13 protein-coding genes are annotated in these 15,920 nt (G+C 73.7%); 9 read left to right on the forward strand and 4 right to left on the reverse strand.

Annotated elements, in window-relative coordinates; all coding sequences use genetic code 11:
• Positions 1–7: 7 nt before the first annotated feature.
• Entirely contained in the window at positions 8–4,225 is a 4,218-nt protein-coding gene (locus tag ACQZ2A_RS07105; protein ID WP_430208857.1) for a BTAD domain-containing putative transcriptional regulator, read from the reverse strand.
• Positions 4,226–4,604: 379 nt separating this feature from the next.
• The gene (locus tag ACQZ2A_RS07110) at positions 4,605–4,802 is read right to left on the reverse strand and encodes a hypothetical protein (RefSeq protein ID WP_430208859.1); all 198 of its coding nucleotides are present in this window, start codon (positions 4,800–4,802) and stop codon (positions 4,605–4,607) included.
• Between the two features lie 4 nt (positions 4,803–4,806).
• On the opposite strand from ACQZ2A_RS07110, the gene ACQZ2A_RS07115 reads away from it, so the two are divergent.
• Positions 4,807–5,373: a hypothetical protein gene (locus ACQZ2A_RS07115; protein WP_430208861.1), complete on the forward strand. Its 567-nt coding sequence runs from the start codon at positions 4,807–4,809 to the stop codon at positions 5,371–5,373.
• A 9-nt stretch (positions 5,374–5,382) separates the two neighbouring features.
• Here the strand turns inward: ACQZ2A_RS07115 and ACQZ2A_RS07120 are convergent, their stop codons facing one another.
• The gene (locus ACQZ2A_RS07120; protein ID WP_430208863.1) at positions 5,383–6,336 is read right to left on the reverse strand and encodes an FUSC family protein; all 954 of its coding nucleotides are present in this window, start codon (positions 6,334–6,336) and stop codon (positions 5,383–5,385) included.
• 291 nt (positions 6,337–6,627) lie between these two features.
• On the opposite strand from ACQZ2A_RS07120, the gene ACQZ2A_RS07125 reads away from it, so the two are divergent.
• The 5 genes from ACQZ2A_RS07125 to serA all read left to right on the forward strand — a co-directional run bounded on the left by ACQZ2A_RS07125 (position 6,628) and on the right by serA (position 12,436).
• On the forward strand, positions 6,628–8,508 hold the full coding sequence (locus ACQZ2A_RS07125; protein WP_430208866.1) for an acetolactate synthase large subunit: 1,881 nt from the start codon (positions 6,628–6,630) through the stop codon (positions 8,506–8,508).
• Between the two features lie 10 nt (positions 8,509–8,518).
• Positions 8,519–9,031, forward strand: a complete 513-nt coding sequence (ilvN, locus tag ACQZ2A_RS07130; RefSeq protein WP_166118768.1) for an acetolactate synthase small subunit — start codon at positions 8,519–8,521, stop codon at positions 9,029–9,031.
• 69 nt (positions 9,032–9,100) lie between these two features.
• Positions 9,101–10,132, forward strand: a complete 1,032-nt coding sequence (gene ilvC, locus ACQZ2A_RS07135; protein ID WP_430208869.1) for a ketol-acid reductoisomerase — start codon at positions 9,101–9,103, stop codon at positions 10,130–10,132.
• 109 nt (positions 10,133–10,241) lie between these two features.
• On the forward strand, positions 10,242–10,706 hold the full coding sequence (locus ACQZ2A_RS07140) for a DedA family protein (protein WP_430208871.1): 465 nt from the start codon (positions 10,242–10,244) through the stop codon (positions 10,704–10,706).
• Positions 10,707–10,849: 143 nt separating this feature from the next.
• A complete protein-coding gene (gene serA, locus ACQZ2A_RS07145) occupies positions 10,850–12,436 on the forward strand; it encodes a phosphoglycerate dehydrogenase (protein WP_430208873.1) in 1,587 nt (528 codons plus the stop codon).
• Here serA and ACQZ2A_RS07150 read toward each other — a convergent pair.
• On the reverse strand, positions 12,423–12,935 hold the full coding sequence (locus ACQZ2A_RS07150; RefSeq protein ID WP_430208876.1) for a DUF3995 domain-containing protein: 513 nt from the start codon (positions 12,933–12,935) through the stop codon (positions 12,423–12,425). The two genes, serA and ACQZ2A_RS07150, sit on opposite strands and share 14 nt — an antisense overlap.
• A 377-nt stretch (positions 12,936–13,312) precedes the next feature.
• On the opposite strand from ACQZ2A_RS07150, the gene ACQZ2A_RS07155 reads away from it, so the two are divergent.
• The 3 genes from ACQZ2A_RS07155 to ACQZ2A_RS07165 all read left to right on the forward strand — a co-directional run bounded on the left by ACQZ2A_RS07155 (position 13,313) and on the right by ACQZ2A_RS07165 (position 15,775).
• Complete coding sequence (locus ACQZ2A_RS07155; RefSeq protein WP_430208877.1) at positions 13,313–13,405, forward strand: 3-isopropylmalate dehydrogenase; 93 nt, start codon at positions 13,313–13,315, stop codon at positions 13,403–13,405.
• A gap of 123 nt (positions 13,406–13,528) precedes the next feature.
• Positions 13,529–14,602 carry a 3-isopropylmalate dehydrogenase gene (locus tag ACQZ2A_RS07160; RefSeq protein WP_430208880.1) on the forward strand — a complete coding sequence of 358 codons (1,074 nt, stop codon included), beginning with the start codon at positions 13,529–13,531 and terminating at the stop codon, positions 14,600–14,602.
• 78 nt (positions 14,603–14,680) lie between these two features.
• Positions 14,681–15,775, forward strand: coding sequence for a branched-chain amino acid aminotransferase (locus tag ACQZ2A_RS07165; RefSeq protein WP_430208881.1), 1,095 nt, complete (start codon positions 14,681–14,683; stop codon positions 15,773–15,775).
• Positions 15,776–15,920: the final 145 nt, after the last annotated feature.

Genomic DNA, 15,920 nt, shown 5'->3' on the forward strand with positions numbered 1-15,920 from the left:
GGGGGCCTCACGAGGAGCAGACGGGGCGGTAGTCACGTTCGGGCACGTAGGTCTGCCACTCCTGACGGCTCACCGGCCGTCCGGCGAGGCGGCAGGCCGCCGCCGTCCACGACGCGGGGTCGAGGTCCCACTCGACCACGCTGCCGTCGTCGCCGGCGACGAAGAGGCTTCCGGCGTCGTCGGAGAAGGCGGGGTTCCCCAGGGACGGTACGGTGACCGTCCCCAGGTGGTCCCCCGTGCGGCCGTCCCAGGTGCTCAGGTGTCGGTCCACGACGCTGGCCACGTACGAGCCGTCGCGGCTCCACGCGGTCTCGAGCCCGAGGAGGCCGGCCTGCGCGGGGTCCGGCCGCGAGATCCACTGCATGGTCCCGGCGTCGAGCAGACCCACCCCGGCCGGGCCGGCACCGACGACGAGGCGCTTCCCGTCCGGTGAGGGGTGGACATCGACGACCGCGTACCCCAGGTCGGGCATCGGACGGGTCGTGCCTTCGACGTGGTCGACGATGGCGTCGCGCAGGTACACGGTGCGGCCGTCCCCGCTGGGAGCGAAGCTCTCCACGGCGCGCGGCCCGGCCCCCGCGGTGCCCCCGTCGTACACCCGGATCGGCGGCCTGGTCGGGAGCAGGGTCAGGGCGTCGAGGACGTGGAGACGCCCCTCCGTCGATCCCACGAGCAGGAGGCGACCATCGGCGGTGAAGACGGCGACCGCGGCGGCCTCCGTGGACGGTGCCGGTGCCAGCCGGTGGGAGGCGGTCCGGCGCCCGGTGACGCTGTCCCAGGTCGTGACGAGGGGGTCGCCCGAGGTCATGGTGAGCACCCTGCCGTCGGGGTGCCAGGCGATGTCGTTGTACGCGCCCTGGGCCATGTCGTGCGGAGCCACCTCGGGACGCAGGCGCCCCGTCCCGACGTCGCGCACCCTGAACCGCGGCCCGACCGCCACGTAGGCGATCTGGGTACGGTCCGGGGAGAACCGGCCCCAGGAGTCCGGCCAGTCCAGGTGCTCACCGCGCCCGGTCCTGAGGAAGCGCCGCTCGCCCGTGAGGTCCCACGTCTGCAGCAGGCCGGACACGGTCGTCGTGTGCAGGACTCGGCCGTCGCGGCTGAACCGGGGGTCGTCGGCGTCGCCGGGCTGCGAGAGCACCTCCACCGGTTCCTCGCCGCTGACGTCCCAGACGACGAGTCGGTCGCCGCTCGCCGCGACGTGCCTGCCGTCGGGCGAGAAGGCGAGCGCCTGGACGGCTCCCTGCGCGCTCAAGTGGGTGCGCGGACGCCAGGTCGCCGTGTCGAGCAGGACGGCCTCCTCACCGGCACCCACCGCGAGGGTCCGGCCGTCCGGGCTCTGGGCCAGGACGTCGTCGAGCAGCCGGACGTCGAGGTCGTCCGGTGTCAGCACGTGGCGGGTCCGCCCGGTCCCGACGTCCGTGACGAGGACCCGACCCGGGGTGTCGCGCGGGCCGTACTCGCCGGAGTAGAGGGTGCGCCCGTCCGGGCTGAGGACCGGCGAGCTCCCCGCGTCGCCGAGGCGCAGCACCGCCACGGGCCGCCCGGGTGAGGTCAGGTCCCACACGGGTGTGAGGGTGGGGCCGACTCCCGAGAGGGGGACCAGGGAGGCGGTGAACCACCGGCCGGTCGGCGAGAACCCGAGGTACCACCGGCGCGGGAATCCCAGGTCGAGGACGTGGTGGGCGGGCGGGATGCCACCGAGCTGGATGGCGGAGCGCGCCCCGTCACGGTCGAGGAGGACGACGGGAGGTTCGCCGCGGCTCTCGACGAGGTCGCCGGCGATCGTCACGGCGTAGCCCTGACCATCGGGCCGGGACACCACCGATCCGCCGACCAGCTTCTCGCGGAGCGGGATGCTCCGCAGGGTCGCTCCGTCGTAGAGCTCGAGACCGACGCCGTCCGCGGCCATCACGGCGACCCTGTCGCTCGCGGCGTCGACGGTCCCGTGGAGGATGCGGCCGGCGCTCCTCGCCGTGCCCAGGAGAGCGGGGGCACGGTCGAGCGTGGCCAGGAGGTTGTTGCGGGTGTCCACCGAGTCGTCGAGGGACACGCCCGCCGCCGCGAGGAGCAGGGAGCGGTCGAGCTCATCGGACCGTAGCGCCTCCGCACCGAGCCGACGGGCGTCCGCCGCGAGCGCCTGAAGCTCTGCGGTGGACGCCTCCCGGTCCGCCCGCCGGCCGGCCGTGACGGCCAGCCCGCCGGCGACGAGCGCGACGGCGAGGAGGCCGCCGACCGCTGCCAGGCCCATCCGGAGGCGCCGGTTCAAGCGCCGCTCGCGCTCCACCTGGGCCTGCGTCGCCCGGTGCTCCTGGTCGGCGAGGCCGGCCGACGCCGCGACGAAGTCGTCCTCCACGGGGGTCAGGGCGGGGTGTGTGCGCTCCCGCCACTCCAGGGCACGGGTCAGCCGACCCCCTCGGTAGAGCTCGCTGTCCGGGCGGCCGAGGCCGTCCCAGCTCTCGGCCGCGACCGCGAGGTGCCGCATGATCCGCAGCCCCTCCACGTCGTCGTCGAGCCACGACCGCAGTCGTGGCCACGCGTTCGCCAGGGACTCGTGAGCGATCTCGACGCTGTCGCCGTCGGTGCTCAGGAGGCGTGCGACCACGAGGCGCTCCACCACCGCCGAGTGCTCCTCGTCGGCGGCGACGGAGCGCCGGGCGACCCGGACGCGGACCGGTTCGCCGGCCTCGTCCGCGGACACCAGGCGGACCATCAGGTCGTGGAGCAGGCCCTGCTGGTTCGGGGCCAGCTCCCGGTACAAGCGCTCTGCGGAGCGCGCCACAGCCTCGCGCACGCCACCGGTGGCGGTGTAGCCCGCGACGGTCAACGTGTCGCCCTCCCGGCGCCGCCAGGTCTGACGCAGCACGTGGGAGAGCAGGGGGAGCGCGCCCGGCGCGCCCTGGGCCTCCCGGACCAGCAGGTCGACCAGCCCGGCCTCCAGGCGGAGCCCGGCCTGAGCGGCGGGTCCCTCGATGGCCGTCCGCAGGTCGGCGGCACCCATGGGCCCGAGCAGGTACAGGCCGGACTCCACGAGCCGGGCGAACTCGGGATGGGCGGCGAGCTCGCCCAGCCGGTCGGCGCGCAGCGAGATCACGAGCCGGCCCCTGGCCGCGAAGCCGACCAGGCCTGCGAAGAACTCGGCTCGCTCGACGGAGGCCTCGTCGAGGGTGAGCGCCTCCTCGCACTGGTCGACGACCAGGACCGAGCCGCTCCCGCCGAGGACCGGCGCCAGGGCGTCACCGGGGCGGGCGCCCGGCGTGAGGACCCGGACCTCCGCCCCGTCGCGGATCAGCGCCGCGGCCACTCCCGCCCTGATGAGCGAGGACTTGCCACTGCCCGACGGGCCCACGACGGCGAGCACCCGTGCTTCGTCGAGGCGGGCGAGGCACGCGGCCACGTCCGCGGCCCGACCGAAGAAGGCGGACGCGTCGTCGACGTCGTAGGCGACGAGCCCGAGGTAGGGGCACGTGGCCGTGGTGCCGGGCGCGGTGTCGACGAGCAGCGAGGGGTCCTGGCGGAGGATCGCCCTCTCGAGGTCGGCGAGGGCCGGGCCCGGGTCGAGCCCTGCGTCGCGGACCAGCGTGGTCCGTGCCCGCTGCAGGGTCGCCAGCGCGTCGGTCTGCCGGCCCGACTGGTACTGCGCACGGGCGAGCAGCCCCCACCGGTGCTCCCGAGTGGGCTCCAGGGCGACGAGGCGGACGAGCTCTCCGAGGACGTCGGCATGCCGGCCGGCACGGATCGCCGACTCGACGTAGAGGTCCTCCGCGTCGCGGCGCCGCTCGGTCAGACGTTCCGCCTCGACCCGGCCGGTCTCCCACTCACCCAGACGGCCCAACGGGTCGCCGCGCCACAGCGCCAGGGCCTGTCCGCTCGCGAAGCGGGCCCGCTCCGGCTCGCCGTTCTCGAGGAGAGCGCCGGCGCGCACCAGGAGGTCCTCGAAGACCACGTGGTCGACGTCGTCGCGGTGCAGGGCGAGGCGGTAGCCGGCGCGGGCGGTGACGATCGCGCCGGGACCCAGCACCTTGCGCAGGCGCGACACGCACCCCTGGACGACCTTGGGCCACGACGGGGGCGGTGCCTCGCCCCACACCGCGTCCGCGAGGGCGTCCGCCCGGACGGTTTCCCCGGGGCGCGCGGAGAGTGCCTCGAGCACCACTTCGTCCCGTGGTGCCACGGCGGTCCGCCCCTCGTCGATCTCCAGGGGGCCGAGCACGGCGATGCGCACCTCGTCAATGTGCTCCTTCCCCGATACCGCGTCAACGGCGCCGATACCGGGGCGATACCGCGGGGCGACCAGCCCGCTACCGGCACGTGCGAGACCTGTGGCGGACGGCTCGCCGAGCCGGCCAGCAGACCGCACGAGCAGGGAGACCAGCCATGAGCCACACCATCACCCCCCTCACCCACCACGCACGGACCTGCGCGAGCCTGGGCGTCGCCCTCGCGGTCATCGGCGTCGGTGCCGCGCCGTCCTCCGCGCGGCAGGACCCCGGGCCGATGCACCGTCATGTGGGCCACCGCGAGCACCTGCTCGCTCCAACGGGTCGGCACCCAGCTCGTCCGCTGCGACGACCTCACCGGCAACGGCGTCCCGGCGCCCTCCTTCATCCCGTCGCGTTGAGCCCCGGAGCCACTGTGTCCTCGTCACGAGCGCTCGCCGTCACCCTCTCGTGCGCAGCGGTCGGGTCGCTGCTCGTCGCGTGCAGCAGCGACACGCCCTCGGCACCGCGGGTCGCCGTGTCGACCGCCGCCTCCTCGGCGGCACCTTCCGGTGCGCCGAGCCCGAGGGACTGGACGCCCATCCCGTTGACGAACGACGACTCCCTCCCCGGCGGGCGGATGGGGATGACCGCCAACGGGCGTCCGGACGCCCCCTGGGCGGTGCTCGACGTTCCTCGGGGCTTCGAGACCATCGACGGGTGGGTGATCTTCGATCCCCGGCCGGAGGGTGGGGGTGGCGTCGGCTACTGGACGATCTCGGAGGTCGTGCGAGACCCGTGCGGGGATCCGGAGCCGATGCCTGCCGGGTCAACCGCCGAGGAGGTCGTCGCGTCCTTCGGGAAGCAGCGGCTGACGCGGGTGACCAAGGCCGTGGCCGTGAGCGTCGACGGCCACGACGGGCTCTCCATCGACCTCGCCGTGCCGGACGACGTCGACTTCGCCCTGTGTCCGCACTTCAGCCTCTGGGAGAGCGACCCGGCCGGTTCGCGCTACATGCAGTCGACCGGGGCGTTCGACCGGCTCTGGATCCTCGACGTCGACGGCGAGGTGGTCGTCCTCACCGTCGTCGCCGACGACCGGATGCCGGCATCCGAGGTCGCCCGCCTCACCGCGATGGTCGAAGCCGCGCAGTTCGTGCCCCGGGTGGAGTAGACCGGGCGGTCAGGCGCCGGCGTCCGCCTCCGGCTCCGGGGAGCGCTCGAGGCGCCAGAGCCCGGCGGCAGCGAGGGCCGCGAGCGCGGCACCCGTACCGGTGAGCAGCAGCCGCTCGAGGGCCAGGCCCGCGCCGGACCCGAGCAGCCCGCCCGACCCGACGAGCACGACGGCCGCGCTGCTCGCACCGGCGACGAACCGGGTCTCGCGCACCAGGGTCCACGCCAGGGACAGGACCGACAGGACGCCCGCGAGCACGAGGGTGACCAGGGTGGGCAGGAGCGCCACGGCGAGGACCGCCGCGAGCACGCCGACCACCGTGCCGACGACGCGCTGGGCGGCCTGGGTACCGGTCTGCTCGCGGGAGACCGCGAGCACGAGGGCCGCGGCGACGACGAGCCAGTAGCCGTGGCCCAGGTCGAGGGCGGTGGCGACGGCGGTGCCGACCCCGGCGACGACGGCTGTGGCGAGTGCGTGCCGGAACGCCTCGACGGGCGGCACGGGCTCGGGCGGTACCGAGACGGGGGCCACCATCCCGAGGCCGACGAGCGCCAGGGCCCCGACCCCCACCCAGACCGTCACCGTCCACCCGGCCGACCCGAGGGGCAGCCCGCTGCCGAGGGCGGCGAGCACCGGCACGAAGGTCGCGACGCGGGCGGCCCGGACGGTGAGGGGAGCAGGAGCCAGCGCGGCCAGCGCGACGGCGGCCCCGGCGAGCACCGGGTGGCCGGCGGCGAGGTGGCCGAGCCCGAACGCGGCGGTGGCCAGCGCCGCCACGAGCAGGCGGGTGCGGGCGTCGACGGCGGTGACCGCGGCGGTCAGCGCGGCGAGCGCCCCGAGCAGGAGACCCAGGGCCGGGGCCCGACCGGCGAGCATCCCGACCGCGCCGGCCAGCACCCCCACGACGAGGACGACGCCGACGGCGAGCGCGACGACGCGCGGGGGCGGCCACGGGACGTGCACGGGGACCTCCGGTCGACGAGGGGGTGCCGCTCGCGAGGCTAGCGCCCGCCCGGCCGGGGACGTGAGCAGCGCCACGGTCCCGGATCGTGGGACCGGGCGTCTCGCGGGTTGACACGCCGGGGGTCGCGGGACACGCTTCTCGTGTGGCCCGAGTCCTCGTACTTCAGCAGCGCGCCTGAGCCCCACGCACCAGGCGCGCTCCCTCCGTCGTCCCACCCCGGGACTGGAGGGTTTTTTTGTGCGCGGACCACGGACGACAGCCCCCCGGCGACCAGAGAGCGGTGACCCCGAGTGAGCGACACCCGACCGGCGACCCCGGCAGCCCTGCACCCCGCCCCGAGCCCTGCGCAGGTCGCGCAGCAGGCGCGGGCCCGGACCCCCGTCGAGGTCACCGGGGCGCAGAGCCTCGTGCTCTCGCTCGAGGCGATGGAGGTCGACACCGTCTTCGGCATCCCCGGCGGCGCGATCCTCCCCGCGTACGACCCGCTGCTCGACTCGGTCAAGGTGCGGCACATCCTCGTCCGCCACGAGCAGGGCGCCGGCCACGCGGCCGAGGGGTACGCCGCGGCCACCGGTCGGGTCGGCGTGTGCATGGCGACCTCGGGACCGGGCGCGACGAACCTCGTGACGCCGCTCGCCGACGCCTACATGGACTCGGTGCCGATCGTGGCCATCACCGGCCAGGTCGCCAGCTCGGCCATCGGCACGGATGCCTTCCAGGAGGCCGACATCCGCGGCATCACGATGCCGATCACGAAGCACAACTACCTCGTGACCGACCCGGCCGAGATCCCGCGCGTCATCGCCGAGGCCTTCCACATCGCGGCCACCGGCCGGCCCGGGCCCGTGCTCGTCGACATCTCCAAGGACGCGCTCCAGGCGCGGACGACGTTCTCCTGGCCGCCGAAGATCGCGCTGCCCGGGTACCACCCCGTGACCCGCCCGCACGGCAAGCAGATCCGCGAGGCCGCGCGGCTGGTCGCCGCGGCCGAGCGGCCGATCCTCTACGTCGGCGGCGGCGTCATCCGGGCCCTGGCCGCCGAGGAGCTCAAGCGCTTCGTCGAGCTGACCCGGATCCCCGTCGTCACGACGCTCATGGCCCGTGGCGCGCTGCCCGACAGCCACCCGCTGCACCTCGGCATGCCGGGGATGCACGGCTCGGTGGCCGCGGTCACCGGCCTCCAGAAGGCCGACCTCATCATCGCCCTCGGCGCCCGCTTCGACGACCGCGTCACCGGTCAGCTCTCCACGTTCGCGCCCGAGGCCAAGATCGTGCACGCCGACATCGACCCGGCCGAGATCAGCAAGAACCGCAAGGCGGACGTGCCGATCGTCGGCGACTGCAAAGCGGTCATCGCCGACCTCGCCGAGGCCGTGGACGCGGACCTCGAGGCCGGCCGCGGCGGCGACTACACCGAGTGGCGCGAGCGCGTCGCCGGCTGGAAGGAGACCTTCCCCGTCGGGTACACCTCGCCCGAGGACGGAACTCTCTCACCGCAGCTCGTCATCGAGCGGCTCGGGGCGATCGCCGGCCCGGAGGCCGTGTACGTCGCGGGCGTCGGCCAGCACCAGATGTGGGCCGCCCAGTTCGTGCAGTACGAGCGCCCCAACGCCTGGCTGAACTCCGGCGGGCTCGGCACGATGGGCTACTCCGTGCCGGCCGCGATGGGCGCGCAGGTCGGCGAGCCCGACCGCACCGTGTGGGCCATCGACGGCGACGGCTGCTTCCAGATGACCAACCAGGAGCTCGCGACCTGCGTCATCAACAACATCCCGGTCAAGGTCGCGATCATCAACAACAGCAGCCTCGGCATGGTCCGCCAGTGGCAGACCCTCTTCTACAACGAGCGCTACTCCAACACCGACCTGCACACCTCCGTCGGTTCGCGCGTCCCCGACTTCGTCAAGCTCGCCGACGCCTACGGGTGCGTCGGGCTGCGGTGCGAGAGACCGGAGGACGTCGACGAGACGATCCGGCAGGCGATGGCCGTCACCGACCGCCCGGTCGTCGTCGACTTCGTCGTGCACCGCGACGCGATGGTCTGGCCGATGGTGCCCGCCGGCGTGAGCAACGACGCCATCCAGGTGGCCCGCGACACCGCGCCCCAGTGGGACCGCGAGGAGTCCGAGGCCATCGAGCAGGACCCCGACGCCGACCACGACGGCGAGTGAGGAACCACCCATGAGCAAGCACACCCTCTCGGTCCTCGTCGAGAACAAGCCCGGCGTCCTCGCCCGCATCGCGGCCCTCTTCTCGCGCCGCGGGTTCAACATCGACAGCCTCGCGGTCGGCGAGACCGAGCACGCCGAGGTCTCCCGGATGACCGTCGTCGTCGACGTCGAGGACCTGCCGCTGGAGCAGGTGACCAAGCAGCTCAACAAGCTGGTCGAGGTGCTCAAGGTCGTCGAGCTCGAGCCGGGCTCGGCCGTCCAGCGTCAGGTCATGCTCATCAAGGTGCGCGCCGACGCCGCCACCCGCAGCCAGGTCCTCGAGATGGTCCAGATGTTCCGCGCCAAGGTCGTCGACGTCGCCACCGAGTCGCTGACCATCGAGGCCACCGGCACCTCCGAGAAGCTCACCGCGCTGCTCGAGGTCCTCGAGCCGTTCGGCGTCCGCGAGCTCGTCCAGTCCGGGATGGTCGCCGTCGGCCGCGGGCCGCGCTCGATCACGGACCGGGCGCTCCGGACCGCCTGAGCGCGAAGCACCTAGAGTCCCCACCAACCCCGAAGCACGTCACCCGAGCACGAAGGAGAGGCCCTTCCGATGGCCGAGATGTACTACGACGACGACGCCGACCTGTCGGTGATCCAGGGCCGCAAGGTCGCGGTCATCGGCTACGGCAGCCAGGGCCACGCGCACGCCCTCAACCTGCGCGACTCGGGCGTCGACGTCCGCGTCGGGCTCGCCGAGGGCAGCAAGAGCCGCGCCAAGGCCGAGGCCGAGGGGCTGACGGTCACCACGGTCGCCGAAGCCGTCCGTGAGGCCGACCTCGTCGTCATCCTCACGCCCGACCAGGTGCAGCGCGGCCTCTACGCCGCCGAGATCGAGCCGAACCTGCGCGAGGGCGCGGCCCTGCTCTTCGGGCACGGCTTCAACATCCGCTTCGGCTACATCCAGCCGCCGGCCGGCTCCGACGTGCTCATGGTCGCCCCGAAGGGCCCCGGCCACATCGTGCGCCGCGAGTTCGTCGACGGCCGTGGCGTGCCGGTGCTCCTCGCCGTCGAGCAGGACGCCTCCGGCTCGGCCTGGGACCTCGCGAAGTCCTACGGCAAGGCGATCGGCGGCCTGCGCGCCGGCGGCATCCGCACCACCTTCACCGAGGAGACCGAGACCGACCTCTTCGGCGAGCAGGCCGTCCTCTGCGGTGGCGCGTCGCAGCTGGTCATGTACGGCTTCGAGACCCTCGTCGAGGCCGGCTACCAGCCCGAGGTCGCCTACTTCGAGTGCCTCCACGAGCTCAAGCTCATCGTCGACCTGATGATCGAGGGCGGCATCGCCAAGCAGCGCTGGTCGGTCTCCGACACCGCGGAGTACGGCGACTACGTGTCCGGGCCGCGGGTCATCGACCCCCACGTCAAGGACAACATGAAGGCCGTCCTCGAGGACATCAAGAACGGTGCCTTCGCCAAGCGCTTCATCGACGACCAGGACGCCGGCGCACCGGAGTTCAAGGACCTGCGCGCCAAGGGTGCGGCCCACCCCATCGAGGGCACCGGCCGCGAGCTGCGCCAGCTGATGGCGTGGGTCGACACCGACCGCGACAGCGACTACGTCGAGGGCTCCGCCGCCCGCTGACGCCCGACGAACGACGAGAACATGCCGTGAGCCCCTCGAGGGCCACGGCATGTTCTCGTCTCTCGACAGGTGACGCAGGCCGGAGCCGGGGCAGACCTAGGCTGGCGGTGTGCGTGACCTCGTGGACGGCTGGCCCTTCTGGGTCGTCCTCGTGGTGTTCTGGCTCGGCGCGACGGCCCGGGGCACGGCCACGTACTGGGTCGGGCGCGGCGTGCGCGCCGGGGGAGCGCGCACCCGGTGGGCCCACCACCTCGACCGGCCGGCCGTGGCCCGCGCCGAGGGGTTCGTCCGCCGGGTCGGGCCGCCGGCCGTCACCCTCGGCTTCCTGACCATCGGGCTGCAGAGCGCCATCAACGCCTCGTCGGGGATGCTGCGGATGCCGCTGCGCCGCTTCCTGCCCGCCGTCGTCCTCGGGGCTCTCCTCTGGGCGGTGCTCTACACGACCGTGGGGCTGACCGTCGTCGACGCCGCGCTCGGCCGGGTGCCGTGGTGGTGGCTGCTCGTCGTCGCGGGCCTCGTCGTGGCCGTCGTGCTGGCGGCCCGGCGCGTCCGCCGCGTCGCCGACCGTTCCTGAGAGGCGACGACGATCACATCGTGGTCACCGGTGTCCACATGCTGGCGTCGACCTACGATGGGAACCCCGGCACAGCGGCGTGCCGGACGGCAGTCACCGCACCTGCGGACCCCGACCATCCACGCACGCAAGGGACCTGACACGTGACCAAGCCCGTCGTCCTCATCGCCGAGGAGCTCTCACCCGCGACCATCGACGCCCTCGGACCCGACTTCGAGGTGCGCCACACCGACGGCGCGGACCGCTCCCAGCTCCTGCCGGCCATCGCCGACGTCGACGCGATCCTCATCCGCTCCGCCACGAAGGTGGATGCCGAGGCCCTCGCCGCCGCCAAGAACCTCAAGGTCGTCGCCCGCGCCGGCGTCGGGCTCGACAACGTCGACGTCGACGCCGCCACCAAGGCCGGCGTCATGGTCGTCAACGCGCCGACCTCGAACATCACCTCCGCCGCCGAGCTCGCGGTCGGCCTGCTGCTCGCCTGCGCGCGCAACATCGCCCCGGCGAACGAGGTGCTCAAGGGCGGGAAGTGGGCCCGCAGCAAGTACGGGGGCGTCGAGCTGCTCGAGAAGAAGGTCGGCATCGTCGGCTTCGGCCGCATCGGCCAGCTGGTCGCCGAGCGGCTCAAGGGCTTCGGCGTCGAGATCCTCGCCTACGACCCCTACGTGTCCGTGCAGCGCGCCGGCCAGCTCGGCGCCCGCCTCGTCACCCTCGACGAGCTCCTCGCGCAGTCCGACTTCATCACCATCCACCTGCCGAAGACCGCCGAGACCATCGGCCTCATCGGCAAGGAGGCGCTGGCCAAGGTCAAGCCCACCGTGCGGATCGTCAACGCCGCGCGCGGCGGGGTGCTCGACGAGGAGGCGCTCGCCGAGGCCATCGCCGACGGCCGCGTCTCCGGCGCCGGCCTCGACGTCTTCGCCACCGAGCCGTGCACCGACAGCCCGCTCTTCGCCTTCGAGTCGGTCGTCGTGACGCCGCACCTGGGCGCCTCCACCGAGGAGGCCCAGGAGAAGGCCGGTGTGGCCGTGGCGAAGTCGGTCCGGCTCGCGCTCGGCGGGGACCTCGTCCCCGACGCGGTCAACGTCTCCGGCGGCGCGGTCGCCGAGGAGGTCCGCCCGGGCATCGACCTCGTCGAGAAGCTCGGCCGCGTCTTCACGGCCATCGCCGGCACGGTGCCGGTGCAGCTCGACGTCGAGGTCCGCGGCGAGATCACCGCCCACGACGTGTCCATCTGGGAGCTCTCGGCGCTCAAGGGCCTCTTCACCGACATCACCGAGGACCCGGTCACCTACGTCAACGCGCCGCTGCTCGCCAAGGAGCGCGGCCTGGAGTCGCGGCTCGTCACCGACTCCAGCAGCGAGGACTACCGCAACGTGACGACGCTGCGGGGCACGCTCTCCGACGGCACCGTCGTCTCGGTGGCGGGCACGCTCACTGGCCCGAAGCTGGTCCAGAAGGTCATCGGCGTCCACGGTTATGACCTCGAGGTCCCGCTGAGCCGGCACCTGGCGTTCTTCTCCTACGTCGACCGCCCGGGCGTCATCGGCTCGATCGGCCGCCTGCTCGGCGACGCCGACGTCAACATCGCGGCGATGCAGGTCTCGCCGCACGACGCCGACGGCACCGCGATGGTCGCGCTCACCGTCGACCGCGAGATCCCGGACGAGGTCGTCGCCGGCATCGGCCGCGAGATCGGCGCCGACACCGTGCGCGTGGTCAACCTCGGCTGAGCCCCACCCGCTCCGGACGGCGGTCGGTCCCCTCGGGGGCCGGCCGCCGTCGGCGTCCGGCCCACAGGCCCGCGGCCAGCGCCAGCCCCCAGCCGAGGAAGAGCGGGTCCCAGAGCAGGACGTGCCCCCACGTCGCGGTGGGCTCCTCGACCGGCCCGAGCAGGCCCGTCAGGGCCACCGCGCCGCCCAGGGTCGAGGACAGCCCGTAGAGGACCAGCCCGCCCGCGCCGAGCCACGCCGCGATGCGCAGGCCGTGCCGCGGTCCACCCCGCCGCGCGGCCAGCCACGGCACCCACGCGGCCACCAGCTTGCCCACGCCGATGGCGCCGAGGGCCAGCCCGGCCGCGGTGGGGGAGTCGGCGCGCCAGGACCGGGCCCACTCGCCGACCGTGGTGAACAGCAGGTCCCCGCCGAGCGCCCAGTGCAGGCTGGCGGCGGCGTGCGCCGAGCCGAGCACGGCGGCGACGAGGAGCCAGGGGACGGGGCGGTGCGAGGTCATCCCTCGACGCTAGGTCGCGCGCGAGGGCACGGCCATGGGGGTCACCCCCGACCCGACCCCGAGCGGCCTCGGGGTGCGTCGCGCGGACGCGGCCGCGCCACGGATTCCGTCGCGCGAGGGCGGCTGTGACGCGCGTCTCGTCGGTCGGCGGTCCACATCGTGAAAGCCGGGTGCCGGGTAGTAGGACGTCCACGTACCGTCGATGGCATGACGCGGCTCGAGGTACTCCTCATTCCCGGCCGCGGCGAGGCCCGGTAGTCAGCACCCTCGCCGCGGAGATCCCGCGACGTCGCTGACCGCTCGCCGGTGAACCACCGGCTCGAGCTCCGGACCACCCCCACCGTGCGGCCCCGTGCCGCGGAATGCGAGAGACGACGATGAACACCGACACGATGACCGACGCCGACAAGGCCCGCCAGGCCCTGCAGGAGTCGATGGACCTGCGCGACCAGGGCCACTCCGACGACTGACTCCGACCGGGTCCCACGCTCTGCGTGGGCCTGAGTCGTCCAGCCCCGCCGCCGGCCGTCCCAACCCTCCCACGGGCTGGGACGGCCGTCCGCATCCCGGACCGACTTCCTAGAGTGGACGTCATGAGCGAGACCGCCACCCACCCCGCGCCGACCTCCCTCGACCTCGCCGTCATCGGCGGCGACGGGATCGGTCCCGAGGTCGTCGCGGAGGGCCTCAAGGTGCTCGAGGCGGCCCTCGGCGCGGACGGCCCCAAGGTCACGACCACCGAGTACGACCTCGGCGCCCGCCGCTGGCACGCGACCGGCGAGACCCTGCCCGACTCGGTCCTCGACGAGGTGAAGGGCCACGACGTCATCCTCCTCGGGGCCATCGGCGACCCCACGGTCCCGAGCGGCGTCCTCGAGCGCGGAGTGCTCCTCCCGTTGCGCTTCGCCCTCGAGCACTACGTCAACCTGCGCCCGGCGAAGCTCTACCCGGGCGTCGAGAGCCCGCTGGCCGTCGAGCGCGTCGCGCCGGGCGGCATCGACTTCGTGGTCGTGCGCGAGGGCACCGAGGGTCCCTACACCGGCAACGGCGGCGCCCTGCGCGTCGGGACGCCCCACGAGATCGCCACCGAGGTCAGCGTCAACACGCGCTTCGGCGTCGAGCGCGTCGTCCGCGACGCCTTCGCCCGCGCGGCCGCCCGACCCCGCAAGCACCTGACGCTCGTGCACAAGCACAACGTCCTCACCCACGCCGGCCACCTCTGGCGGCGCACGGTCGAGGAGGTGGGCGCCGAGTTCCCCGACGTCGAGACCGCCTACCAGCACGTCGACGCCGCCACGATCTTCCTGGCCACCGACCCCGGCCGCTTCGACGTCGTGGTCACCGACAACCTCTTCGGCGACATCATCACCGACATCGCCGCGGCCATCGCCGGCGGCATCGGCCTCGCGGCCAGCGGCAACATCAACCCCGAGGGCCGCTTCCCGAGCATGTTCGAGCCGGTGCACGGTTCGGCCCCCGACATCGCCGGACAGGCGAAGGCCGACCCCACCGCGACGATCCTGTCGGTCTCGATGCTCCTCGCCCACGTCGGCCTCCCGGACGCCGCCGCGCGGGTCGAGCGGGCGGTGGCCGCGGACCTCGCCGAGCGGGGGAGCGCGCCGCGCTCGACGAGCGCCGTGGGCGACGCCGTCGCCGCCCGCCTCTGAGCGGTCCGCCCGGCCCGAGGCGATAACCTGCGGGGACCGCAGCACCGTCGCTCGACCACGGAAGGACCGACCCCTCCCATGACCCTGACCTTCGACCTCCAGCGTCGTCCGGACCCCGCGAGCGACGAGCGCCGTGCCGAGATCCTCGCCAACCCCGGGTTCGGGGTGCACTTCACCGACCACATGGCCAGCGCCACGTGGACGAAGGACGGCGGCTGGCACGACGGCCGGATCCACTCGTACGGCCCGATCACGCTCATGCCGAGCGCGGCCGTGCTGCACTACGCGCAGGAGGTCTTCGAGGGGCTCAAGGCCTACCGGCACGAGGACGGCTCGGTGTGGTCCTTCCGCCCCGAGGCCAACGCCGAGCGGATGCAGCGCAGCGCCCGCCGCCTGGCCCTGCCCGAGCTGCCCACCGACGACTTCCTGGCCTCGCTCAAGGCCCTCGTCGAGGTCGACGAGGCCTGGGTGCCGGCGTTCGGCACGGGGGAGACCAGCCTCTACCTGCGGCCCTTCCTCTACGCGTCGGAGGCCTTCCTCGGGGTCCGCCCGGCGAACGAGGTCACCTACTCGGTCATCGCCTCGCCGGCCGGCGCCTACTTCCCGCGCGGCCTGAAGCCGGTCGCCCTCTGGATCTCCCAGCACTACGCCCGCGCCGGGGCCGGCGGCACCGGCGCCGCGAAGACCGGTGGCAACTACGCCTCCTCGCTCGCCGGACAGCTCGAGGGCATCGAGAACGGTTGCGACCAGGCCGTGTTCCTCGACTCCGCGACGCACACGTACATCGAGGAGCTCGGGGGGATGAACCTCTTCCTCGTCACCGACGACGGTCGCCTGCTCACTCCCGAGCTCACCGGCACCATCCTCGAGGGCGTCACGCGCAGCTCCATCCTCGAGCTCGCCAAGGGCCTCGGGCTCGAGCCCGAGGAGCGGCGCATCGAGATCGAGGAGTGGAAGGACGGCGTGCGCGACGGCACCGTGCGCGAGGTGTTCGCCTGCGGCACGGCCGCGGTCGTCACCCCGGTGGGCGAGCTGCGGTGGGAGGGCGGCTCCGCGCCGTCGACCGCCGGCGACGAGGGCGGCGAGGTCACCCGCGCGATCCGCAGCGCGCTCCTCGACGTCCAGTACGGCCGCGCCGAGGACACCCACGGCTGGTTGACGCGCCTGGCCTGAGGGCTGCGGTTTCCGCGGCGGACGGTCGGTGTCCACCGCGGAAATGGTCCTCCCGGGAACCATTGACAGCCGGGTCCGTGCGGGTGTTGTCTGTGCAGCACTCGATCCGCCCCGGACCAATGGTCCGCTTCTGCACGTCAAGAGG

The sequence above is a fragment of the Phycicoccus avicenniae genome, assembly GCF_050496545.1.
Taxonomy (GTDB): domain Bacteria; phylum Actinomycetota; class Actinomycetes; order Actinomycetales; family Dermatophilaceae; genus Phycicoccus; species Phycicoccus avicenniae_A.

Excerpts from the sequence above, each read along its gene's own strand:
- ACQZ2A_RS07110 (WP_430208859.1), bottom strand. The coding sequence starts at position 4,802 with ATGGGCGTCCAGTCCCTCGGGCTCGGCGCACCGGAAGGTGCCGCCGAG.
- ilvN (WP_166118768.1), top strand. The coding sequence starts at position 8,519 with ATGAGCAAGCACACCCTCTCGGTCCTCGTCGAGAACAAGCCCGGCGTC.
- ilvC (WP_430208869.1), top strand. The coding sequence starts at position 9,101 with ATGGCCGAGATGTACTACGACGACGACGCCGACCTGTCGGTGATCCAG.
- ACQZ2A_RS07150 (WP_430208876.1), bottom strand. The coding sequence starts at position 12,935 with ATGACCTCGCACCGCCCCGTCCCCTGGCTCCTCGTCGCCGCCGTGCTC.
- ACQZ2A_RS07155 (WP_430208877.1), top strand. The coding sequence starts at position 13,313 with ATGAACACCGACACGATGACCGACGCCGACAAGGCCCGCCAGGCCCTG.
- ACQZ2A_RS07160 (WP_430208880.1), top strand. The coding sequence starts at position 13,529 with ATGAGCGAGACCGCCACCCACCCCGCGCCGACCTCCCTCGACCTCGCC.
- ACQZ2A_RS07165 (WP_430208881.1), top strand. The coding sequence starts at position 14,681 with ATGACCCTGACCTTCGACCTCCAGCGTCGTCCGGACCCCGCGAGCGAC.